The following is a 22,627-nucleotide window of genomic DNA, read 5'->3' on the forward strand; positions in this document are numbered from 1 at the left end:
ACTCTTTATCAAATAATTCAATTAAATTATATTATATATAATATCTAAATCAGTAGGTTTCAAAGAAAATAAGTCTCTTAAAATTAATCCTAAGAGACTTAAATGGACAATATCTTTGAATCACATTTTTTAGGGAATTTCAAAAGTTAAAGTAGCTGTATAACTTAATGTATTGCATTTTGTACTCATTTCACCTTCAGGGGGCAATTTCATCTGGGCTTTTAGTAACCATGGACCCCAGTGAGTAATTCTTATTTTGGCTATACCATCACTACTTGTTGTGGTTGCATAGGCAAAATCATCACTACTAGAAAAGCCACTGTAAGTAGCATATAATTTGCAAAATTTAGCTGGTTTACCATCAAATAAAACCTTAACTCGTAAAAACTGTCCATTACTTGCATTAAATTTATAGGGATTGTCTAGGGGAATTATTTCTAATTTTTGACCAATTGGTTTAGCAAAAGAATCATCATTTGTTTCACCCACAGATATTAAGCATTTAGCATACTGTTCATAGTAATTACTTAAAATAACACCCTTGAGACCGCTTTTAGGCCCTAATTTATGATGGATTTTCCCGTTATCGACGTGCATAGTATAAAATCCTGGTTTCTTTGCAGCATAAACAGTATAAAAACCAGGTTTTTCAAAACTTAACGAAGTTGCTAAAAACCCTCCCTCTCCTGGAGCAATTTCCTTTTTCCCTAATTCTTCATTAAATAGAGAAATTTCTTTAAATCCCTTAACATCAGGAAAATCTGCTACAGGATAACGATGACCCCAACCAAAATAAATCTTACTCATTCCTCCAAATTTTTCATAAAATGATGGTGCATAATCTGTAGAATTTATCCACAGACTATGAGCAGACACAAATCCAGAAAACAAAAAAAACATTGCTAACAACAAACCCCAAACAATACCTATTTTACCCTTTTTAATCATATTCATTGTTCCCTCCTATTAATATTTTAATATGTAAAATTTTTATTTTTCCCTATTTTATTTATTATAACTTAACTACCATACCTAAGTAATATTCAATACCGTCTATTTCAGGTTCATTATCTATATCATCAATACCTAGCAAATTATCAACATTAAAGTACATTTCATAATTATCACTAATTCTTTTATTAAAAGCAACATTAACTAAAGAATAATCTTTTACTTTATTCTCATTTTCATCATCACTATATGATTCCCCTTTATAGATACTAGAGAATTGAACATCTAATTCATATGGGGTTTTCCAATCAAACTTAAAAGATAGACTATCTCTAGATCGATCAGTTAATTCTTTTCCTGTTTCTTTGTTTTCTGTATCAAGAAAAGTATATCCCAAAGTTCCACTAATATTTTCACTTAATCTGATACGACAATTTATTTCCGCTCCCTGAATTAACGCCTCTTCTACATTTTCCCAATACATATCATAGGGATAGCCATTTCTTTCTATCCTGGAACTAACTAAATTATCAACATCATTCCTAAATAAAGTTGTACTTAATGTTACATTTTTGGTGAAATCATAGTCCAACCCCAACTGATAACCAAGAGATTCTTCTGGTTCTAAATCAGCATTAGCATGTACTAAATATGGACCCATCCTCCACTCATCTGCATAAAGATTAACTAAAGTTGGCGCTTTAAAAGCCTTACCTACCGACCCTCTAACCCTCATCAGCTCATTTATCTGATAAGATGCTCCTAAATTAGGGCAGACCTCTGTTCCCCAAAGTTCATGACTATCAATCCTGGTTCCTAAAACAACTTGTAGTAGTGTAAAATCCATTTCGTCCTGAATAAATATACTCTTAATATTCTGGGATTCTTCATAATCTTTACCCTTATCATCACGTTCTTCTAAACTATATTCCCCTCCTATAGTAAACAAATGCCTGGTGCCCAACAATCTATTATAACCTAGCTCTAATTCAGTAGAATCCTCTTTATAATTTGTTCCTTCATCTGTTGTCCAATGTTTATAATTAAGCAATGAACTCCTTATGTAAAAATTTGAAAAAACATCAGGTTCAAATTTCCATTTCATATTTAAACCATGCCTCTCTTGTACCCTATCATCATACTCATGCTCTAATCTTGAATAATAAGGGCTAAATTCAAACTTAGCTTGAGGAGTAAAATCGAGAGCAAAACTAGCATTTAGAATATCTTTATTATATCTATCTTCTTTTTTTATTCCATCAGAACTTTGACGTGTAAAACTGAAATTTCCTCCAATTTCATTTTTATTAAAACCACCACTTAAATTAGTATTCCTGGTATTGTTCGACCCTGCTTCTGCTGAAAGATTAGCATAGTTTTTTTTAGGAGTTTTTTTAGTAATTATATTTATAACCCCACCCATGGCATCACTTCCATAAAGTGAAGAAAATGGCCCTTTAACAATTTCAATCTGCTGCACCATATCAATAGAAATTGTAGATAAATCAACACAATTATGCCCACCACGGAAACGCTGACCATCAACCAATACTAAAGTATATTTGCTCCCCATACCACGTAATTGGACACCGTTATTTCCCCAACTCCCACTATCTTGAATTGCCTTAACTCCATTTATAAAATTCAATGCCTCCATAACTGTCTTGGCATTAGACTCTTTTAATTCTTCTGCAGTAATTACCTCAACTATCAGTGGAACTTCACTTATTTTTTTCTCAGTCTTAGTAGAAGTAGTTACCACAATCTCACCTAAGTCCTTTTCTTCATCAGAATTCACCTCTTGATTTGTGGCTTTTATTGGTATAGTAAAATTAATTAATAAAAGAAACAAAAAAACCAATCCTAAAATCCTCTTATGATTTCTAAACATTATTTCTTTACCTCCTGTTTATATTATTTATTATTATTGATTATTTTTTGCTTGGAATAATTTTTTAAAAAATAATCCATAATTACATGTTAAATGATTATGATTCTAACTGGCAAATTGAGTTTAATGCCACTATCACTCAGTTACAAAACTAAACTCCAAATTATTTAGGTATCCCTAACTTTGAATTAAAAAAATATCTCTCAGTTTCATTCCTTTATTCTATTAATTTATAGTATACAGAAAATAATAAATCAAGTCAATAAATCACTAAAAACATCAGGACTAAATAATCTTTGTAGGATTAAATTATATACAGCATACACCCTATTTCTCATTTTTTTAGGGCGACCTAATAAATGCAGTTTTATTCCCTCTTTTTTCTCCGTTACATTTTGTGTTGCTTTGCTCACTAAACAATTTAAAGTGTGTGTGACTTTTCGAACAGACTCTTAAAAGAAAAATGGAAATTTACTTTTATAATTTGAACTAGTAATAATCATAAAATTTTAAATTGCTATAACGTCCTCACAGGCAAGCAGAACAGATTTCTGACCTGATTTTGTCAATTTTAAGATACCGTTTTTTTCTACTATCAAGCCATCCCGTTTTAGCTTTCGTATTATAGAATTCAGAAAATCTTTTTTCCAGTTAAGGTGTTCAAAAATGTTTTCTACTGCATTTTCTCCCCTTTTATTTAGATTGACCTCATGATTATAAATACGAAACAAAAGAGATTTAGCCGCAAAATTAATAGCCTGTATTCTTCTCCTACGGACAACTGTGATAATTCCTCGTTCCGGGGCAAAAACAAATATAAGCATAAAAGATATCCCTATTACTAAAGATATCGAGCCAGCTATTGAGACATCAAAAAGTACTGCCAGATGAAAGCCTAAAATAGCATTGACAATACCTATTATACAGATAGTACTAAAGCCAGGGCACTATCAAATTTTATTGTTATAAGTGCCCCCAGTAAAAGAACCGCTGTCTCCTTTCTTTGAGTAAACATAAACGCTAAAGCAACACCAGGTAATGCTGCATGAGAAACTGCATCACTTGTTATTAAAGCTTTTTCAAGTATCCAGAGGCCACTTAATGAGATCAATATTTTACATACTGATAGAGGCAATGAGTTCAAAAATAAAGCTATAGACCAGCTATTAAATGCATTTAGTATTGATCGTTCTTTGAGCAAGAAAGGCTGTTCCTATGATAATGCTGTTTTTAAAGTAGTAAAGACAGAGTATGCTTTTAATAGGATATTTAATAGATTTGAGGAATTGAAATATGAGTTATTCGATTATGTAAATTGGTATAATAATTACAGAATACATGGTTCATTAGATTATCTTACCCCTGTAGAATATAGGATTTTAATGTCCGAGAAAAAAGCACCTTAAAAAGGGTTAACAATCCAATCTTTATGATAATAGTATTATCGTGTATGAACTTTCTTTTAGAAATAATAATCAGCTTGTATTTAAAATGTTTGATAAAGCTACTAAAATGTATCCTGATGCAAAACCAATATTTCATAGTGATAGAGGGTTTCAATATACTGGAAATGTCTTTATAAGCAAGGTTGAAGAAGCTGAAATGACTCAGAGTATGTCTCGTGTTGGCAAATGTATCGATAATGGGCCTATGGAAGGTTTCTTCGGTTTATTAAAGACTGAAATGTTTTACGGAAAAAAGTTCAAATCTCTTGAAGAACTAACAGAAAAAATAGTTGAATATATTGAATTTTATAAAGAAGATTTCAAAATAAATTAGGATGTATGGCTCCTTTAGAATATCGCAACCATACATCCAGATGTGCATAATATTTTAATTAAATTACCTGTCTACTTGACATAGGTCAGTTCATTTTGTCTGTTTAGAATTCTATATTCAACCTGCTATAAAACCTATCTTCCCCCAGATCATAAGCAATTGAAACATCTTCATTATTTCTCTCAACAAACGTTCCACCAATCTGTAATTCTATTGCTTCAGCTAAAGAATAAGTAAACTGCGGCTCAAAAACAAAGGTTTCTGATTCAAATTCATAGATTACTTTACCTTCTATTGTATGGAAATTAAAGACTGGTTTATCAAAATGGAAATTAAACATTTTAGTGTCACTTTCCTTCTCAATGCGGCTTTCTAAATAATAAAGCTGGCCAACTAAATATAAATCATTAGTAAATTTATAATCAACCCCAAAGGTTCCCGCTAAAGAATTGTCAAAATCATTGTCCTTATATATTCCATATACACACTCTGTCCAGATTCCCATCTCTCCTATATCACCAATCAAATCAAATCCAAACTTGTCAAGTTCTGCAAAAGTTATATCCCCTTGAATACTTAAAGGAATTTTATCAAAACCATGATATCCACTTACAGACAAATCAAAACCCTTAAAAGACCGCCTGGTCACCTTAAATCCTGCCTGTAAATTTTCAAGATCATCTTCTACGTCATTAACTATACTACTTTCAAAAAATGGAACCACTACCCCTGTAATTTCTAAGGCATTAGGGGTATAATAAACCCCTTTAACGGCTTTAATCCCAAGTTTTTCATCTAAAGGCTTTAAAGCCGTATAATCATAAGGATTGAAATAATCAGTCGGCTGTAATTTATATGAACTACCCCAGTTAATAACTTGCTTACCAATTCTCCAGTCCATATTATCAGTATAGTAATTTAAATATGCCTCATTAGTCCCTACTTCTGTATCTTCTTTTTCCATAGCCTGAATAGCTAAATCTATATACATATCTGCAGCAAAACCAAAATCCCTTTTAAGTTCTAAATTAAGCCTTTCCCGGTCAATTAACTCCCCATCATCAGAAAATGCTTCAATACTAGTACTTAAAGATCCAGCAATATTCAGTTTATCACCGGCTGAAACCCCAACACTAGTAATTAAAAGTAGTATTATAAGTAAAATAAAATTTATTTCTCTCAGCATTACTCCAACCCTCCTTTATACTAATTATAATTAAAATAAATAACAGGTAATAGATCATCAGGCATTCATTACCTGTTATTCATTAATAACTTAATATCTCTTTAGATATCTTGGACTAAAAATTTTACTATTTACTTCTTCATTATATAAAACAGACTCTAAATAAAGTATAGTCCTGGTCCCTTCCTGAACATCTTCCATCACCATTTTTTGAGGGGTCCAATACCCCTGGATCTTTTGAATATCATGGCTTGTTAGAATCTTATTCAATTTACCTCTAGTATCATAAAATTCAGCTTTAACTGGATACCACATCTCTTTATTTACCCATAACTTACCATAGTCATAATCTATATCCTCATCAGTTGGACTTAAACGTAAGATATACTCTTTTTCATTATCTTCTAATACTACTGCCTGATAATCATCATTATAATTCTCCGCACTTACTAATGATAGGTCATTATAACTAAAATCTGTTCCTACAAAACTACCATTTTTTTGGCTACCAGAGATCTTTCTTACTGACCCTAAAGCCGGCAAATACAAATACATATCCTCATCATCAATTTCAGGTTTATCTATTGATAAAAAGCCTGTTCCTGCTACATCTGCCGGTGATAAAAACCTGCTTAATGTCTTTTTCTGTCCATAATCTTCACTTATATTTGTCAGTGTCCTTACCCTTTTACTCCCTGATGGGTCATATAATTCCAGCTTAAGTTCCATCTGATTTGTCTGAATATCCCTGACTTCTTCCATCTTATTTAATATCTCATCACCTGTCATCTCAGCAGAAACTAATAGAGTCATACTAAAAATCATTACTATTAAAATAAGCAAACTAATAATCTTCTTCATCATACACTCTCCTTTTGTAATTTAGTTAAAGAATCTCCTTAATTCTTTTCTTTATCCTGAACTTCCAGGAATTTAGGTTTAAAAATAATGCAAATTGCTGGTAAAAATACTAAAGCACCTAGTAAGCAAGCCCCTATTGACACTACAACTAAAAAACCAAAAAATTTAACCGGCAGGAAATCTGAAATCATTAATGCAACAAATCCAATAACAACTGATAAGGCATTAAAAATTATTCCTCTGCCTGTTGTTTTTAATGTCTTCTTAACTGCTTCTACAGTATCTTTAAGTTTCTTTTCTTCACGGTATCTCCATAAGAAATGAATTGTATAATCAACCCCTACCCCAATCATCACTGAGGATAATAAGGCTGTTGCAATATTTAACTCAATTTTAAAGAATCCCATTAACCCAAACAGAGTAACTATAGCCAGAGCTAGAGGTGTTATAGACATTAAACCAGCAACTGGTGATTTAAATAACAGCATTACAATTATACCTACTACTATAGCAGCTGTAATTAGACTAATCACCTGTCCCTTGACTACTGCCTCACTTAATTCAGATTGCAGGTCACCAAAGCCCCCTACTATTTTTAATGGTGATTCCTCATCCTTTTTAATATAATCCCTCATATATTCAACTAATCCCTTGATATCATCAGTGCTATTAGTAGGTATCTTGGCAGTGATCAAAGCATGTTTACGATCAAAGTCTACTAACTTTTTAAGGTCACCAGAGCTTTCATATAACATAAAATATTGAGGAAGAGCATTTTTATTATCAGGGATTATACTAAATTCTTCATCCCCATTATGTAGTTCCTTATTCATCTTTCTCATTATCTTAGATATTGCCCCCACATCTCCAACACTTTCATGCTTAATAATTTTTTCTTCAAAATCACTTATCTTCTTCATTACTTCAGGAGCTGTTATATCTCCTTCTGCCATTATAGAAATAGTATTAGCCCCTCCAAAATATCTATTGCCCGCATTAGTTGCCTTAGTAACCCTTGAGTCATCTTAAAGTAATTAACTGGATTTGTATCTACCCTCAGATAAAAGATTCCTGAAGAAATCAAAGCTATAAATACAATCGACAGAATAGCTATCTTCCCAGGGTTAGCTGTTACAAAATTAGCAGTAAAATCAAGTAATCTTTCTAATAATCCTTTTTTCCCTTCAACAGTAGTTTTTAGGGGTTTAGCCTTGGGTAAAAGAACCATTACAGCCGGCATAAAAGTTATACTAGCTATTAAAGCAAAACCAATTCCTACTGCAGCAAGTATCCCAAGTTCCTGGGCAGGCACCATAATATGTGATATTAAACATAACATTCCTGCTATGGTAGTAAGCCCTGCCGCAATAATTGGTGCACCTAAACTGGAAACCACCTTCCCTACCAGTTTTTTTTCACTTAAATTAGATTTTAGGGTATTTTCTTCCTGATAATGGGCAATAATATGGATTCCATAATCATTAGCTATTGCTATTAAGGACATGGGTAAAATAACTGTAATTAAATATATCTTCCAGTTTAATACTGGAATTAATCCAAGGGAAATAATAATTGACATCACTACTACCGCAAAAGGCAATAAAACACCCCTCAACTGTCTGAAACATAGATATAAAAAGATCAACATAATCAATAAAGCCAACGGCATCAATCTCCTCATATCATTCTGGGTGTTTTTACTAACCTCCGCTCTAATTATCGGCATACCAGCCAGCTGAATTTCTTCTTCTCCAGGAAACTCTGTTAATAATTTATTGACTTTATCTAAAATCAGATTATCTGAAACATCATCCTTTAACATTCCAATAATGGCCATTGCTTTAAAATCTTTTGAGATAATACTACCATAAATTAATTCATTATTTTTGATTCTCTCTCTTATTACTTCTCTCTGCGCAGAACTTTGTGGAATATCTTCAATAGCATCTTCAACAATCAATATATCTTCTTCTCCCCTTACATCTTGTACAGTAAAAGGACTATTTACTTTATCTACTACTTCCCAGCTTTCTAATTCATCTGATAATTGCTGCGCCCTTATTAAGGTTTCTGCCTTTAAAATATCATCTGTTTCCAAAATAATCATTATGGCATCAGTTCCACCAAAGACCTTTTCAATCTTATCTAGATTTATCCTTGAAGGCATGTCTTCAGGTACCATCCCTTCAAGACTAGGGTCCATTTGCACTTTGGGAATCTGTAATGCAAAAAAGACAGTAATTATGAGAAAAACACTTATTACTATCCAGGGATGACGAATAGAAAAATTGGCTATCTTGTTCATAAAAAATCAACTCCTTAATTATTTTATTATTCTAATATGATTTTGATAATTATTATCAATTATTGGCAAAAATTTATCCCCTTGATAATCAAATTTAACTCGCTCTAAAAACAAATATAATCCCCCCTTTTAATAAATTAGTTAAATTATTTAATAGTTAAATTTTTTAAGTATTTGACCAAAAAAATACCCTGCTCTTATTTAATTCAAGATTACCCTCTTAACTTTGGCTAATAATTTAGAGGTTATTTTTATCTCTTTTTCAGTTAAATCCAATAGAAATTCTTTAAATTTCCCTATATATTCTTGCCTATGGTTTTGGTAATACTCTTCACCTTTAATAGAAAGACTTATTAAAACAACACGTCTATCTTCTTCGCTTCGACACCTTTTAAGATACCCTCTTTCAACTAAACGATGAACCATACTCGTCATTGTAGGCAGTGAGGTAAAAAAGAATGAAGCTAATTCAGACATTTTTACCTCACCTTTTTGTCCAAGCAGCTCAATCAAAAAATGCTCTTTCAAACTAAAATCTTCATCTATCTCAGAAACATGTTCAAAAATAATTTCCAAAAAGTCCATTATGATTTTTTCTCCTGTTTTAAACCTCTGATCTAAATCCATAATTAACTTCACCCTAGCAAAATATAATAATAATACTTTGAATATCAAACTATTTATTATTATAATATATATTTTTATATTTATCAAGAAATACTTAAAATAATCAGAGAAAAAATCACAAAATAATTATACTCTAAATTTAATCACACTAATTTTCCAGCAAACTTACCAGGAGTGAGATGATAAAGAAAATCAATTTTACAAATCACTATATCTATAGCAGATATATCAACTTTATTATCTAACAGGATATTTTTAAATTGTTCTACCTGCTCAGAATTATTTTTCCCCTCAAGATCTGAAATTACTTTACCTTTATATTGATACCCTTTAATTTTTTTCCAGATAGCAATAGAGATTTTCATTTCAGGTGTAGCATTTAAATACTTTGCTTCTTTTTTTTAATCCCCAGTAATATTACATTATCAAGAACATATTTGTATTTTACTGAAAACACTTCAATTTCATTTTTCTCATTTAAAATACTGACAAAACAATTACTAGATGTGTTTGAATATTTTATGATATCTTCTTTGACACTCAATTTATTCATTTTCTCATCCCACCTTTTAACTTATAGTTGTATTTTTTCTATCTTTTTAATATCCATAATAATTATCCCCTTACATTTTATCTTTATCTTTTTGTTTTTTGCTTTTGTTTTAGCATATTCTTCAACCATTTGAACTGCTTTTTCATAATATGAACCTTCATTTTCATATTTACACTTACCACTTATTTTGTATAAAATATTTTTATCTTCAATAGCAAGCATAGCATTTGCTTCCTTAATAATATTATTTTTTGTTTTATTCATAAATTGATCAGTAATTAAAATTTGATCTTTAGAAAGAATATGTTTTGAGTGAATAGGTACAACATTAGAAACTCTTTCTAAAGATTTTGTAATAAAAGCCGCATCTTTTGTCATAACAAATAAATCTTTATACTCATTTAAATCAATACTTTCTTTATCAGAAATTATTTTTGACGAAATGGACATTATATTTAATCACTCCTTGTTTTAGTATGTTTGTTAATTTATAAGAATAACATTTATAAATTCTAGTAAAAGTAAGTTGATTTTTAAAAATCAACTTACTTTTACTAGAAAATCAATTGCTCAAATAAAATCACCATACATAATAATAGATTATTACTTAGTTTTATCTCTTAATTCATCCATAATATTCTGTGCTTTTCTAAATATCATCGGCTGTAACATTCTCTTCCACCACGGAACATCTGCATGGAGATATTTAACAAACTCAGACAAATCTTCTCCATAAAAAGACTCCATCCCTTCTACGTGAACATATTGCTGATGTCCTTTTACCCCATCTGGTGAAAATTCAATCGATATATCTTCAACAATATCTTTATATTTTCCAAAATTAATCTTCTTTTTAATACAAATTTCGTGAAGTTCTTTATCAAAAGTAGCTTCCATTGATACCCATTTACCATTTAAATGGATTTCAGGAAAAGTATGGGCAAATGGGTTTGACCACCTTTTATAAGCAAATCCAGGCAAAAAATCTTCCAATGCGTTTTTACGTACATACATAAAATGAAACCTCGCTTTTAATCCAGCTTCTCTTGCCATTGCAACCAGCAAATTTGCTTTCTGCATACAAACTCCCTTTTTATTTTTTAATACCTCTTCTACAGGAATTGCTTGTGGAAAAAGCCACCCGAATTTAATTTCATCTCTAATAAAATAATATATTTTCTCTGCTTTTTCTACATCGGTTTCTGCCCCCGCAATTACTTCTTGGGTTGTTTTTTTTAATAAGTCATCTTCATATTCCTCACAATTTCCTTTTATCGAAGAAAAATCTAATAAAAATAAACTTAATAAAACTACTAACATAGTTTTCCTTAACATTAGCATTCACTCCTAATTTGTTTAATACTATACAACTTCCACTCTTTCGCCTTTTCTCGAGCATCCCAAAGTTCTTTATACAACCCTTCATTTTGCATTAGCTCATGATGTTTTCCTGTCTCAACAATTGAAAACAATAATTTTATCAGCATTTCTAATTGTCTTTAAATGATGAGCAATAACGATTACTGTTTTTTCAACAGCCAGATTACTCATCGCCTCTTGAATCTTTTTTTCATTAAGCGGATCAACATTACTTGTCATTTCATCAAGTATAACAATAGGAGCATCTTTCAAGAGAACCCTGGCAATTAAATATTGTTAACAAGGTTAATATTTTATTAAAAATTTTTGTCTTATTCTTTCATTCAAAGACTTATAAATGCTTTTTTGTAAAATTGCTGATAGCAACTTACTTTTAATTATATTGTACACCTGGTTAATAATTTTGTCAAGTGTTCTTTTGAGTTGAAATAAGAATGTTGAAATAAGAAAAAAATCAAGGAAACCCTCAAGTCTCGTCTGTTCCCAGGTAATCCACTTAAAATTCCACTTTCATTCCCACAGAATACTCTGTTCCATCTATAACCTATCCATACCAACATCATCAACATCTAGCAAGTTATTGATTTTCAAAAAGACCTTATAATTATCTTTAATCTTTTTATTCAAAACCAAATTAAGCAAGCAATAGTCTTCTACATCTACTTTGCTTCCACTTCCTGTCGATTTGTTAGTTTCATTATAATAATATCTAGGTATTGACTTAGCCTTATTTACATAAGTTGAATAATCTTCTAAATTTAAATTCATTCTAGAAACCTGTTCTTCTAAAAATGAACCTGTCCCAGCAGAGCAATCAGATTTTATTGAAATATTTATTCTCGATTTGTCATCTTCACTAAACTCAGTTATATATTTTGCAGTTTGACCACTAATTTCAATGATTGAAGCAATATTATTATTTATCTTAATACTGCCTCTACTATTGCAGCTACTTCATTTATGAACTTTTCCTTCATTTTTAGTCAAAAACTTACTTTCTCTACCTGTTACAGCACCATATTTTATATTATGAAAGTTATAATTTCTTAACAAATCATTAATAGCATTCTTTAAAGTTACTTTAACTCTTCCTTTATGTACTAAATACTTAAAATATTTTATCTCACTACTAGTATCTAATAATACTACTTTAAGAGATGAATATCCTATATCTATTCCTAAACTATACAAAATAAATCTCTCCCCTATAATGCTTTTAGTCTTAATTTTATAATCATCTTTAAGTAATTTGCTAGTATATTATCCTCAAAACTAAAAAAATGTTAACCAGGTTAATATCTTATTAAAAAAATTTATTTAATGTCATCTAATTCTTCGTTCAACTTTTTTAAGAAATTTTCAATTGTTATAATTTCTCTATCTGCTATATTTTCCAAAATATCATACAAACTCCCAAATATTTCACGAGAAAACTCTTCATGTCCTTTAAAAGCTGTTTTACCTCTATCAGTAAGATTAAATATCACCTCTTTGTGGTTACCAACAGGTCTACTCTTAAGAACATATCCTTTCTTTAAAAGTTTTTTTATAAATTTAGATACAGCGCTTTTAGAAACACCTAAATTTTCAGCTAGTTGTGTTAAATTAATAGCCGGTTTTTCACCAATAGCAACTATTGTATGAATTTCGGTAGAATACAACAAATCCCCAGTACTAAAATCCCTTGGTTCACTTTCAAGTAAATTAAATTTATTATGAGCCCTTAAAAATAAATCAACTATTTTGCTATACCTTTTCATTTAAACACCCCAACAACATTTTAACATATATAATTAGTATAATATAATTTTAATCATTATATATATTGTACACATGGTTAATAATTTTGTCAAGTATATTTTCTAGTTTAAGAGCATAAATCTTTCATGTGATAAGATTTATTTATCACAGTATTTAACAAGTCATTATTATGTGATACTATTATATATGGTTGAGATATCCTGTTTAAAATATTAACCATTCTTTCTATAGCTTTTTCATCAAGACTGGCAAATGGCTCATCCAGCAGTAGTACTTCCGGTTCCATAGCCAGCACTGCTGCAAAAGATATTATCTTTTTTTCGCCTTGAGATAGATTGTAAGTAACCCTTTTTTCAAAACCGTTCATTTCTACTAATTCCAGGGTATTACGGACAATTTCCAGTACTCTCTGCTTACTTTTTCCCAGATTCAAAGGACCAAAGGCAATATCTTCTTCTACTGTAGGACAGAATAACTGGTTATCTGAATCCTGAAATAAATACCCGACCCTTTCCCTGACTTCTAAAAACATATTTAAGGAATTCCTGTATTAGTTTCAAGTCAACCTCCTGCAAACTTTCAAGATATTCAAACAAAGGGCGGTCATATTTTTGATGATATTCATTGTGTAACTCATAGGCCTGTAAGCCTTTATCAGTCAAAAATAGACAAAAACGTCTTTTATCACGGGGGTCTTCCTCTTTTTTTAAAAAACCGTTTTCTTCAAGTTTACCGACAGTTTTAGCTACTACCGCCCGGGTTACATTAAAATTTCGGGCCATCTCTGAAATAAAGGTCCCTGGATGATCACCAATCATTTTTATCATATGGATTTCACCACGGTAAAAAGTCATCCCCTCTGGAGCAAATTCCAATACATTCATCTTACCATTGGAAATCCGCTCGGTCATTTTAATGAATTTATTGATAACTTGATTTGATAATTTGTTCATAATATCTATCCCCATAGCTTTACTTTGAATAAAATTCACCTTGCAGACCTTTAAATATACCATTCACGTCATTAATATGTACACGTCTGAAGCCATGTTGTTTTAAAGCACTGTCAACTGTCTTCTTAGAAAGCAAAATGTCCAGACCCTCCAGATGACTTGACAGCCACCCGAGAATACTCTCTGGTGGTCTTTGATAATCCTCACTTATATTATGGGTCACTACGTATAAATACCCGCTAGCTGTCAGGGCATGATACATTTTATCCATCAGTGTATTAAGATGGTCTCTAGCAAAATCTAGAATTCCTGATGCAATTATCAGGTCATAATCTCCACCAATACTATCAACAGTAAAATCCCCTTCAAGAACACTAACCTGTTGGGTTAGACCTCGTTCTGCCACAAGCTTTCGAGCTAAGACAGCTACACCAGGGTACTCAAAGATTACGCCAGAACAATCCGGGAAAAGAGAAACCAGCTCCATAACAAGAACACCGGAACCACCCCCAAGATCCAAAATTTTTTTAGGAAAATCATTCTTAAATAAACTTAATGCAACTTTCACAAATGATTGAACTCTACCTGAATACATCTCGGAAATACTGACCCGTGCCGCTTCATAAAAATCATATACCTCTACACCCTTATTATTACGTACAATTTCATCTACAGGACCATTTTTAATCCGCTCATCCAGCTGTTTTAAAGACATCATTTCTTCCCGGAACAAAATCCATTCTCCTAAATATATGGGACTTCTTTGATTCAAAAATTCATTGCTTTGAGAGGTATTGCGATAAATTCCCTCTCCTTTTTCAAGCAGCCCTATACAGGCAAGAGCATTAAAGAAAAGATCTAAGTTGCGTTCATTAAATCCTGTTCTTTCCGCTACTATCTTTGCTGTTGTCCACTCCTCCAGATATGAAAATATATTTAGGCGAACTGCAGATAAAAAAAGCTCAGTTTCCCGTTTTTGATGAAGAAGCCTATGATATAATTTAGAATTTTCTTTTGGCTGGTACAAGATTTCACCTCATTTTTTAAAATTATTAGGTAAACCTAACTAGTTTATAAAGTTAGTATATATTAATTAAGAAATCCTTTCATCACTTACGATTAGATGCTTATTCACTTAAGGGTTATAAATTAATTTATTTTATTTATTTGACAATCCCTTCCCTCTTCAACCATCTTTTTTATGGCTTTAGTATGACCAATAATCCGCAAAAAACGATGGGATATTTGTTTTAGGTTTGGATGATGGTGACTACTTTCATTTTTTTTTTCATTTAAGTCTGACATAATTATGAACCCCCTCCTGAGGATAATATAACCTATTATAAAAATAATGTCAAGGCCAAAACAAAAGTATAGTCCCCTTCTTTTCCCACAAATTAAATGTAATTTATTATCTATGGACTATTGTCAAATCATATTTTTTTATTTTATACTGTAAAGATTGTCTGGAAATTTTTAGTTCTCTTGCAGCAGCACTAATATTCCCAGCTGTTCTTTTTAATGCCATCTGAATCAGATTAGCTTCAATATTTTCTAGGGTTTCTTCTAATGGAGGGAGTTTATTACCTGAAATAAGTAAGCCAAGATCATCTTTTAAATTTGCTTTTTTTTCCATACGCCCTTTTATATATTGAGGAATAGCATTTACACCTAATTTATTTGCATTCTGCAGGATATTAAAACTGCTTTCAATAACATGCTGTAATTCCCGAACATTTCCCGGCCAGTTATAATTATTAAATACCTTCCCCATCTCTACTGTAATACCTTTAATAGACCTAGAAAACTTTTTATTATATTTATTAATAAAATGCTCAGTCAAAAGCTGAATATCCCCCTCGCGCTCACGAAGAGGGGGAATTTCAATATAAACCACACTTAATCTATAAAAAAGATCCTCTCTCAATTTGTTTTCCTTAAGGTTTATTTCTGCTGATTCATTAATGGTAGCAATAATTCTGACATCAATATCTATCTCTTTTTGACCTCCTATTCTTCTAACTTTTTTCTCCTGTAAAACCCTTAATAATTTTGCCTGTAATGCAGGATCCATAGCATTAATTTCATCTAATAGTATACTACCACCATCAGCATCTTCAAAAAGACCTGCGCGACTTCTAGCACCAGTAAATCCCCCTTTTTCTGTACCAAAAAGTAAGCCTTCTAAAAGGTCTTTCGGTAAAGCAGCACAATTTTGAGCAATAAATGGTCTACTATTTCTCCGACTTGCAGTATGAATACCCTGAGCAAATAATTCTTTTCCAGTTCCTGTTTCCCCAGCCAGTAAAACTGAGGAATCACTATCAGCAGCCTTAATAGCCATCTGTAGGGCCTTCTGTATTGTTTTACTCTTACCCACAATATCTTTAAAACTATAGCTGGTACTATTACTGAATTTTTGACTAATGCTTTTTTTCTTTTGGCGCTTTTTTATAATATCTGTACGCAGAGCGTTTATATTATTTACTAATTCCTTTAACTGGGTAATATCCCGGGAAACCTCCATAGCACCTGTTTCTCCATTCTCAAAGTTTAAAGGGATAGTACTATTTATAGTAGTAATTTTTTTCCCGCGGCAATTAATAAATGTTTGTTGATAATTACTTATCCCCTTTTTTTCTTTGAGTGTTTTCATTAAAGTACTTGTTTCTAAGGTCAGTGAAGGATATGTTTCAAAAACATTTTTGCCTAATACTTCTTCAGGGTCAAGCCCATCAATTTCAGAAACCTTTCTATTATAAAATATGGTATAACCCTCCTGATTAACAATATGTATTCCTTCATCCAATGAATTAAGAATAAATCTAAGATTTTTATCATCAAACTGTATCATAAAAATTCACCACCTCTTAACCTATTATTCAAGCCGAACACAAAATATCCTGCACTACATGCAAAATATCTTTCTTCTTTATGAAAAATATTTTGCATGTATAGACCTATCTAAATAATAAATATACTGGTCTTAAAGATTCTATACTTATTCCAGCTTTCCAGTAGAATCAATAATCCTTTATTAGAAAAGCAGTTCATTATATACTAATATACTATCCCTTAATATAAACTTACTTACTGCAGTTTTTCTTGCATTTCCTCCTCTAAAGAATAAAATTTTATTCTTTAATACTATGTTATCGACTTTAAGTTTTAACAACTTCTATTCCCCTGACACTGCCACAGGAGTGACATGAAGGTATCTTTTACTTCTGTTTTTACAAGAAATAGTGCTGGCACTACTTCTTGTAAATATGGAATAATTTATGCAAGATATATTATTGGATTTATGACAAATAAAATAGTAAAAACCAATTGAAAGAAGGAGAAAATCTAATGCGTAACTATCATGAAATAAGTCTCTGGAAAAACACATCAGAAGAAGAATGGAATGATTGGAACTGGCAAGTTAAGAACAGAATTACCACCGTAGAAAACTTAAAAAAAGTAATAAACCTTAGTGATCAGGAGACAAGAGAAATTGAAGATTCTCTTAGCACATTAAGGATGGCTATCACCCCTTATTATGCAACATTAATGGACCCTGAAGATAGAAATTGTCCTATTCGCAAACAGGCAGTTCCCACATCTAAAGAATTACATCTAGGGAATGCCGATATGGAAGACCCACTCTATGAAGATATTGACTCACCAGTTCCAGGCCTAACTCATCGATACCCGGACAGGGTTTTATTATTAATTACAGATCAATGCTCTATGTACTGCCGCCACTGTACAAGACGTAGATTCGCAGGTATAAAAGATAAGGCCCTACCAGTTAGTCAAATAGAAAAAGCAATTGATTACATTAAAAATCATTCTGAGGTACGAGATGTGCTTTTATCAGGTGGAGATGCACTTCTCATGTCTGATGACAAATTAGAAGAAATCATTAGTAAAATATATAAAATACATCATGTTGAAATAATTCGGCTAGGCACAAGGACTCCCTGTGTTATGCCCCAGAGAATTACTAATAAACTGGTAAAAATGTTAAAAAAATACCAGCCAATCTATGTTAATGTCCAATTTAATCACCCCATGGAAATAAATCCGAGTAGTGCAGCTGCTGCTGCAAAATTAAATGATGCCGGAATACCTATAGGTAACCAATCAGTATTATTAAAAGGAATTAATGAACAACCAGCAGTTATGAGACAGTTAGTTCAAGACCTTCTTAGGATTAGAATTAAACCCTATTACCTCTATCAATGTGATCTTTCTCAGGGAATCGAACACTTCCGCACCCCCGTAAGCAGAGGAATCGAAATAATTGAATCCCTCAGACAACACACTACAGGAATGGCAGTTCCTACTTATGTTATTGATGCACCTGGAGGTGGTGGTAAAATCCCTGTCAGCCCACAATATTTAATATCACAATCTGAGGGAAAAGTAATCTTAAGGAATTATGAAGGTAAAATCTTCGCCTATACTGAACCCGGTTTCAAGCCAAGTAATCATGATATAGCTAAAGGCACAAAAGGAGTCAGCAAATTAGCCCAAAATGAAAAATTTTCTTTAGAATAAAATATAAACCCATAACTTCTCTTAACAGATGTTCAGCAAGATGATAAGTAGCCATTCATCCTTTCTTATTCAAAATAAAAAGCAAAAGATATTTGTGTTATTTTAATAACACAAATATCTCTTGTCTTATAGCTTATGAAAAATCTTTTGATTCATTATCTATATTTTTATATTTTTCATCAAAGGGTTTAGTAATATTTAAACATATTGGGGTCACAAAATAATCAGCTAAAAGCGCTACTAAAATCCCTACTCCCGCTAAAATTCCAAAATGAACATAAAATTTAACAATAGAGGTCAAATATGCTGTAAAATTCAAGATTAATATTAGGGAAGTCATAAACAAAGATTTTCCAACTGTCCTAAAGGTATCTTCTATAGATAAAACATAATCTCCCCTCTTCTGGTATTCATATTTAGCATGATTAATGAAATGAATTGTATCATCTACGGCCAGTCCCATTAACATTGGAATTATTACTGAAGTCATCATATCAAAAGGAATGCCGAAAATTCCCATAACCCCTCCAACCGCTAGAGCCGGTGATATATTAGGAATTAATCCAATTAAACCCACCTTGACACTGGCAAAGACAATCATCATTAAAACAGCAATTATAAGCATTGCAATTAAAAAAGCCTTTACTTGACCTAGTGAAACCTTATACATCATATCTGTATATTTGGCAATCGATCCACTGACAAACACCTTGCCCTCTGGAAAAAATTCCTGGCCCAGCTGTTCTATTTTTTGAAGTTCGTCAGATATTTCCTTTTGTTTATAGTCAGAAATTTCCACTCTAATCCGCAATTTTTTATAGTTATAATCAACCCATTTATCTATTTCATTTCCTCCAGCATTTTCATATAATAGTAATGTTTGAGCTACCATCGGTCCTGTCTCGGGTATTTTATAATATTCAAGACTGCCATCATTTAAAACCTGATTTAATTCCTTCAATGTATCTAAAAGTGAAGTAGTCCTTTTAGTAAGCGGAAATTCTTCTATCTCCTGAATAAATATATCTAATTTCTGTAAAAATTCCGGGTCTTTAACTATATTATCTTTTTCAAACTCAATCCCTATATCATAACTATATAAAGAACCAATTTTCGTTTCCCCTGCACTTAACATCCTATCTACATAAGGAATTTTCCTCCCCATTGTCCTTTCATTATCAAAATCCACTTCAGTTTTTGTTATTCCATAGACAGATACCAGTGTTAAAACAATAAAGATAATTATTATTGGTTTAGTATTATTCAAAGTCCATTTCCCAAAATTACCTAGTTTTTCTTCCAGTCCGCTAGTTTTTTTATTATTTATTTTAGCAGTAACTTTTTTATCCCTTCCAAAACTCAAAAAAATCGGGAAAACTATTAAAATCAACAAATAAGTAACAGCTACTATTCCAGCAGTAGTATATCCAACCCAATTTAAAGACTTTATTTTAATAAACACAAACGACATTAAAGCAAAAATAGTTGTTAAAGCAGTAAATAAAAGGGGCCAGCCTGTCTTTTCTATTGCTATTACTACTGCTTCTTTTCTCTTTCCTGTTTTTAATAGTTCTTTTTTAAAAAAATTAAAGAGATGAATTGAATAACCTACCGCTACCGCTAAACCTAAAAATAAAGGCATGGGAAGTATTGAAGGTTGGACTGTTGTTTTAAAATATCCTTCAATCCCTAAGGTAATAATCATTGTCCCTATAGCAGTAATAATCGGGAAAATAACCCCTCTCCATGAACGCAAAAATATTCCTAATAAAATTACTGATATTATTAAGCCTAACCCCATCAAGCGCGGTGTTTCTTTAGCAAAAAAACCCCTTTTATCTACATTTATGCAAGGCATTCCAGTTGTTCTAGGATTTAAATCCTTATACTTTTCCTGACGGGCAATTTTATTTACTACCTTCCCGGTAATATAATTTGGAGCAACAGGTTTTGATAAATCAAATTCCTTATATAGTTCATGATACTCTTTAGCTTTATTCTGTAAATAAGTTAGATAGTCTTTGTTTTTTCGCCAATTATCTGGGTCTTTTTTTAAATTACCTAAAATCCAGGTCTCTTTTCCATCATCAGAAACCAACCTATTAAAAAGCGATTTTTTTGCTAAAGCTCTTCTCTTTAATTCAGCTAGTTCTTTTGCATTATCTGGTATTTCCTCAGGTATAAGATCACCAATATCTATACCCCAGTCTGTACCATTAATATATTCGAAATCTGTAATCGAAATTATATCATCTACTAAAGGGACTTTATCTTCTAACTCCTCTGTTAACTCCCTTATTTTTTCTAGATTCTCTTTCTTAAAAACATCATCAAGCTGAACATGTACCGCAAATATATCTGTATTACCAAACATCCTTTCGAATCTATTCTCTAATACTATTACCGGATCATCATCAAAATACCAGGCATCATTAGAAGAATCACTTTCTATCCCCTTCAATCCGTTAAAAGCAAAACCAAGCAAAAGAACAAACATAATTAAAATTAAATAACGGTATTTTATTATTTTTTTACCTAATGCTCTAAACTTAGTATTTATTTTTTCTAAGTTCATCTAAACACTCACCTCACTTAAGTTATGTAAATTAAAAATTATATTTAACCTTTACCCATAATGAATCATTATCATCATAGTTTGCAAACTCCCCTTCATCCCCAAAGAAATAATCTATCCCTGTTAAGAAATGAAGGTTGTCATTTACTGCATAATCTAAAGAAATTCTATTAAAACCATCCCTCTCATCGGTTTCATAATAAACCATATTAGCAAGTTCAAGGGTCTCTCTATAGAACTTCTTGCTTAGATTTAATGTCAGGATAGTCTGACTCTCATCTTCTTCTATTTCATCTTCATAATCAAAGATATATTTATTGGTAAGCTGGGTAGTTACTGTCCAGTTGTTTCCAGGATACCAGTCTAAACCTGCTAAAGAATGAACATAATCCCTTTCCAATAGTCCACAATTATTATCAGCAGAAAAATATTTGCCCTGATAATAGGCTGACTCAAACCTGATTACAAAATCATTTACTGGTTTTGATAAATCAAGACCGTAGAATCTTAAACGATGGTATTCTGGTGTAAAGGTAGCACCTGTTTTATGATAGGTAGCTTCATCATCCCATAAATAGGCTGTTGAAAAGGAAAAGTCTATTCCGTTTAGATAAAAAGACAATCTTGCTGCCAGTTCACTATTCCCTAACTCATTTTCAACCTCTTCTGCTGAATTTACCTTAATACCTTTTTCCACATACCAGGGATTATCCTCATCCCCAGGGTATACTGGCTCTGTAAAGGTAGGAATCCAGACTAACTCTAAATCAGCCATAGGAAACAAATATCTGTATTTTACTGAATCTACCGGTATCCTTATCTCATCAAAATCCCTGGTAATAAATTCACTATAGTCACAGGGTGAAAGCACATCCGTTATCCTTACTCCATCTGCCTTCCCCCAGCTATAGATCTGTCTGCCAATTTTTACATCCCACAGGGGCTGGGTATATTCAAGATAGGCTTCATGGATCTCTACTTCTAACTCATCATCTTCTATTATTCCATTACTAACCCCATTTAAAGAGGCAAACATATACATATTATCACTACTATTCCTAAGATTTAATCTAAACCTTGAACGTTCACCAATAAAATCATGATCGTCTTTTAATTTTATCGAATAATAGCTTTCTAAAAAACCATCAAATTGGAGTCCCTGAGCTAAAACATTATTAACTGCAAAAATTAAAAACACTATAATTAATAAAGAAAATACTAGCGGTTTTCTCATCCTACACCTCCAGCTAATTGCCAATT

At 31.6% G+C, this 22,627-nt stretch carries 26 protein-coding genes and 2 pseudogenes; 3 read left to right on the forward strand and 25 right to left on the reverse strand.

Annotated features, from left to right (window positions below; all coding sequences use genetic code 11):
• Positions 1 to 129: 129 nt before the first annotated feature.
• The 4 genes from GM661_RS13030 to GM661_RS13045 all read right to left on the reverse strand — a co-directional run bounded on the left by GM661_RS13030 (position 130) and on the right by GM661_RS13045 (position 3,986).
• Positions 130 to 954 carry a DUF4198 domain-containing protein gene (locus tag GM661_RS13030; protein ID WP_230867222.1) on the reverse strand — a complete coding sequence of 275 codons (825 nt, stop codon included), beginning with the start codon at positions 952 to 954 and terminating at the stop codon, positions 130 to 132.
• Positions 955 to 1,012: 58 nt separating this feature from the next.
• Positions 1,013 to 2,842, reverse strand: coding sequence for a TonB-dependent receptor plug domain-containing protein (locus tag GM661_RS13035; RefSeq protein WP_230867223.1), 1,830 nt, complete (start codon positions 2,840 to 2,842; stop codon positions 1,013 to 1,015).
• A 509-nt stretch (positions 2,843 to 3,351) separates the two neighbouring features.
• Positions 3,352 to 3,666 (reverse strand): helix-turn-helix domain-containing protein, encoded by a 315-nt coding sequence (locus GM661_RS13040; protein WP_230867224.1) that lies wholly within the window; start codon positions 3,664 to 3,666, stop codon positions 3,352 to 3,354.
• Positions 3,667 to 3,761: 95 nt separating this feature from the next.
• Positions 3,762 to 3,986 (reverse strand): metal ABC transporter permease, encoded by a 225-nt coding sequence (locus tag GM661_RS13045; protein ID WP_330165257.1) that lies wholly within the window; start codon positions 3,984 to 3,986, stop codon positions 3,762 to 3,764.
• On the opposite strand from GM661_RS13045, the pseudogene GM661_RS13050 reads away from it, so the two are divergent.
• Positions 3,892 to 4,248, forward strand: a pseudogene (locus GM661_RS13050) (IS3 family transposase); the annotation flags it as partial. The gene GM661_RS13045 and the pseudogene GM661_RS13050 overlap by 95 nt on opposite strands.
• Before the next feature lie 34 nt (positions 4,249 to 4,282).
• Positions 4,283 to 4,621 carry an IS3 family transposase gene (locus tag GM661_RS13055; RefSeq protein WP_330165258.1) on the forward strand — a complete coding sequence of 113 codons (339 nt, stop codon included), beginning with the start codon at positions 4,283 to 4,285 and terminating at the stop codon, positions 4,619 to 4,621.
• Between the two features lie 103 nt (positions 4,622 to 4,724).
• On the opposite strand, the gene GM661_RS13060 is transcribed toward GM661_RS13055, so the two are convergent.
• The 19 genes and pseudogenes from GM661_RS13060 to GM661_RS13150 form a co-directional block, all read right to left on the reverse strand.
• Complete coding sequence (locus GM661_RS13060; RefSeq protein WP_230867227.1) at positions 4,725 to 5,807, reverse strand: hypothetical protein; 1,083 nt, start codon at positions 5,805 to 5,807, stop codon at positions 4,725 to 4,727.
• A gap of 90 nt (positions 5,808 to 5,897) precedes the next feature.
• A complete protein-coding gene (locus tag GM661_RS13065; RefSeq protein WP_230867228.1) occupies positions 5,898 to 6,668 on the reverse strand; it encodes an outer membrane lipoprotein-sorting protein in 771 nt (256 codons plus the stop codon).
• Positions 6,669 to 6,706: 38 nt separating this feature from the next.
• A complete protein-coding gene (locus GM661_RS13070; protein ID WP_230867229.1) occupies positions 6,707 to 7,621 on the reverse strand; it encodes an efflux RND transporter permease subunit in 915 nt (304 codons plus the stop codon).
• Positions 7,621 to 8,973: an efflux RND transporter permease subunit gene (locus GM661_RS13075; RefSeq protein WP_230867230.1), complete on the reverse strand. Its 1,353-nt coding sequence runs from the start codon at positions 8,971 to 8,973 to the stop codon at positions 7,621 to 7,623. Before GM661_RS13075 ends, GM661_RS13070 begins: the two co-directional genes overlap by 1 nt.
• Positions 8,974 to 9,174: 201 nt before the next feature.
• The gene (locus tag GM661_RS13080; protein WP_230867231.1) at positions 9,175 to 9,600 is read right to left on the reverse strand and encodes a MarR family winged helix-turn-helix transcriptional regulator; all 426 of its coding nucleotides are present in this window, start codon (positions 9,598 to 9,600) and stop codon (positions 9,175 to 9,177) included.
• Between the two features lie 143 nt (positions 9,601 to 9,743).
• A complete protein-coding gene (locus GM661_RS13085) occupies positions 9,744 to 9,965 on the reverse strand; it encodes a hypothetical protein (protein WP_230867232.1) in 222 nt (73 codons plus the stop codon).
• 14 nt (positions 9,966 to 9,979) lie between these two features.
• Positions 9,980 to 10,153 (reverse strand): hypothetical protein, encoded by a 174-nt coding sequence (locus GM661_RS13090; protein ID WP_230867233.1) that lies wholly within the window; start codon positions 10,151 to 10,153, stop codon positions 9,980 to 9,982.
• Between the two features lie 21 nt (positions 10,154 to 10,174).
• Complete coding sequence (locus GM661_RS13095) at positions 10,175 to 10,603, reverse strand: hypothetical protein (protein WP_230867234.1); 429 nt, start codon at positions 10,601 to 10,603, stop codon at positions 10,175 to 10,177.
• Positions 10,604 to 10,756: 153 nt separating this feature from the next.
• Complete coding sequence (locus GM661_RS13100) at positions 10,757 to 11,488, reverse strand: transglutaminase-like domain-containing protein (RefSeq protein ID WP_230867235.1); 732 nt, start codon at positions 11,486 to 11,488, stop codon at positions 10,757 to 10,759.
• A pseudogene (locus GM661_RS13105) lies at positions 11,488 to 11,800 on the reverse strand (ABC transporter ATP-binding protein); the annotation flags it as partial. The gene GM661_RS13100 and the pseudogene GM661_RS13105, both read right to left, overlap by 1 nt.
• A 270-nt stretch (positions 11,801 to 12,070) precedes the next feature.
• Positions 12,071 to 12,301 carry a hypothetical protein gene (locus tag GM661_RS13110; RefSeq protein ID WP_230867236.1) on the reverse strand — a complete coding sequence of 77 codons (231 nt, stop codon included), beginning with the start codon at positions 12,299 to 12,301 and terminating at the stop codon, positions 12,071 to 12,073.
• A gap of 186 nt (positions 12,302 to 12,487) precedes the next feature.
• The gene (locus GM661_RS13115) at positions 12,488 to 12,724 is read right to left on the reverse strand and encodes a hypothetical protein (protein ID WP_230867237.1); all 237 of its coding nucleotides are present in this window, start codon (positions 12,722 to 12,724) and stop codon (positions 12,488 to 12,490) included.
• 122 nt (positions 12,725 to 12,846) lie between these two features.
• Positions 12,847 to 13,293 carry a MarR family winged helix-turn-helix transcriptional regulator gene (locus GM661_RS13120; RefSeq protein ID WP_230867238.1) on the reverse strand — a complete coding sequence of 149 codons (447 nt, stop codon included), beginning with the start codon at positions 13,291 to 13,293 and terminating at the stop codon, positions 12,847 to 12,849.
• Between the two features lie 107 nt (positions 13,294 to 13,400).
• Entirely contained in the window at positions 13,401 to 13,826 is a 426-nt protein-coding gene (locus GM661_RS13125; RefSeq protein ID WP_230867239.1) for an energy-coupling factor ABC transporter ATP-binding protein, read from the reverse strand.
• Positions 13,774 to 14,247 carry a MarR family winged helix-turn-helix transcriptional regulator gene (locus GM661_RS13130; protein ID WP_230867240.1) on the reverse strand — a complete coding sequence of 158 codons (474 nt, stop codon included), beginning with the start codon at positions 14,245 to 14,247 and terminating at the stop codon, positions 13,774 to 13,776. Before GM661_RS13130 ends, GM661_RS13125 begins: the two co-directional genes overlap by 53 nt.
• 19 nt (positions 14,248 to 14,266) lie before the next feature.
• Positions 14,267 to 15,274: an acetylserotonin O-methyltransferase gene (locus GM661_RS13135; RefSeq protein ID WP_230867241.1), complete on the reverse strand. Its 1,008-nt coding sequence runs from the start codon at positions 15,272 to 15,274 to the stop codon at positions 14,267 to 14,269.
• A gap of 122 nt (positions 15,275 to 15,396) precedes the next feature.
• On the reverse strand, positions 15,397 to 15,552 hold the full coding sequence (locus GM661_RS13140; protein ID WP_230867242.1) for a metal-sensing transcriptional repressor: 156 nt from the start codon (positions 15,550 to 15,552) through the stop codon (positions 15,397 to 15,399).
• Between the two features lie 106 nt (positions 15,553 to 15,658).
• A complete protein-coding gene (locus tag GM661_RS13145) occupies positions 15,659 to 17,101 on the reverse strand; it encodes a sigma-54 interaction domain-containing protein (protein ID WP_230867243.1) in 1,443 nt (480 codons plus the stop codon).
• Positions 17,102 to 17,284: 183 nt separating this feature from the next.
• Positions 17,285 to 17,422 carry a hypothetical protein gene (locus GM661_RS13150; protein ID WP_230867244.1) on the reverse strand — a complete coding sequence of 46 codons (138 nt, stop codon included), beginning with the start codon at positions 17,420 to 17,422 and terminating at the stop codon, positions 17,285 to 17,287.
• 176 nt (positions 17,423 to 17,598) lie between these two features.
• Between GM661_RS13150 and kamA the strand changes: the two genes are divergently transcribed.
• Complete coding sequence (kamA, locus tag GM661_RS13155) at positions 17,599 to 18,792, forward strand: lysine 2,3-aminomutase (protein WP_230867245.1); 1,194 nt, start codon at positions 17,599 to 17,601, stop codon at positions 18,790 to 18,792.
• A gap of 133 nt (positions 18,793 to 18,925) precedes the next feature.
• On the opposite strand, the gene GM661_RS13160 is transcribed toward kamA, so the two are convergent.
• Both GM661_RS13160 and GM661_RS13165 read right to left on the reverse strand, forming a co-directional pair.
• Positions 18,926 to 21,367: an efflux RND transporter permease subunit gene (locus GM661_RS13160; RefSeq protein ID WP_230867246.1), complete on the reverse strand. Its 2,442-nt coding sequence runs from the start codon at positions 21,365 to 21,367 to the stop codon at positions 18,926 to 18,928.
• A gap of 31 nt (positions 21,368 to 21,398) precedes the next feature.
• Positions 21,399 to 22,601 (reverse strand): DUF1302 family protein, encoded by a 1,203-nt coding sequence (locus tag GM661_RS13165; RefSeq protein ID WP_230867247.1) that lies wholly within the window; start codon positions 22,599 to 22,601, stop codon positions 21,399 to 21,401.
• Positions 22,602 to 22,627: the final 26 nt, after the last annotated feature.

The sequence above is a fragment of the Iocasia fonsfrigidae genome, assembly GCF_017751145.1.
Classification (GTDB): Bacteria; Bacillota; Halanaerobiia; order Halanaerobiales; family DTU029; genus Iocasia; species Iocasia fonsfrigidae.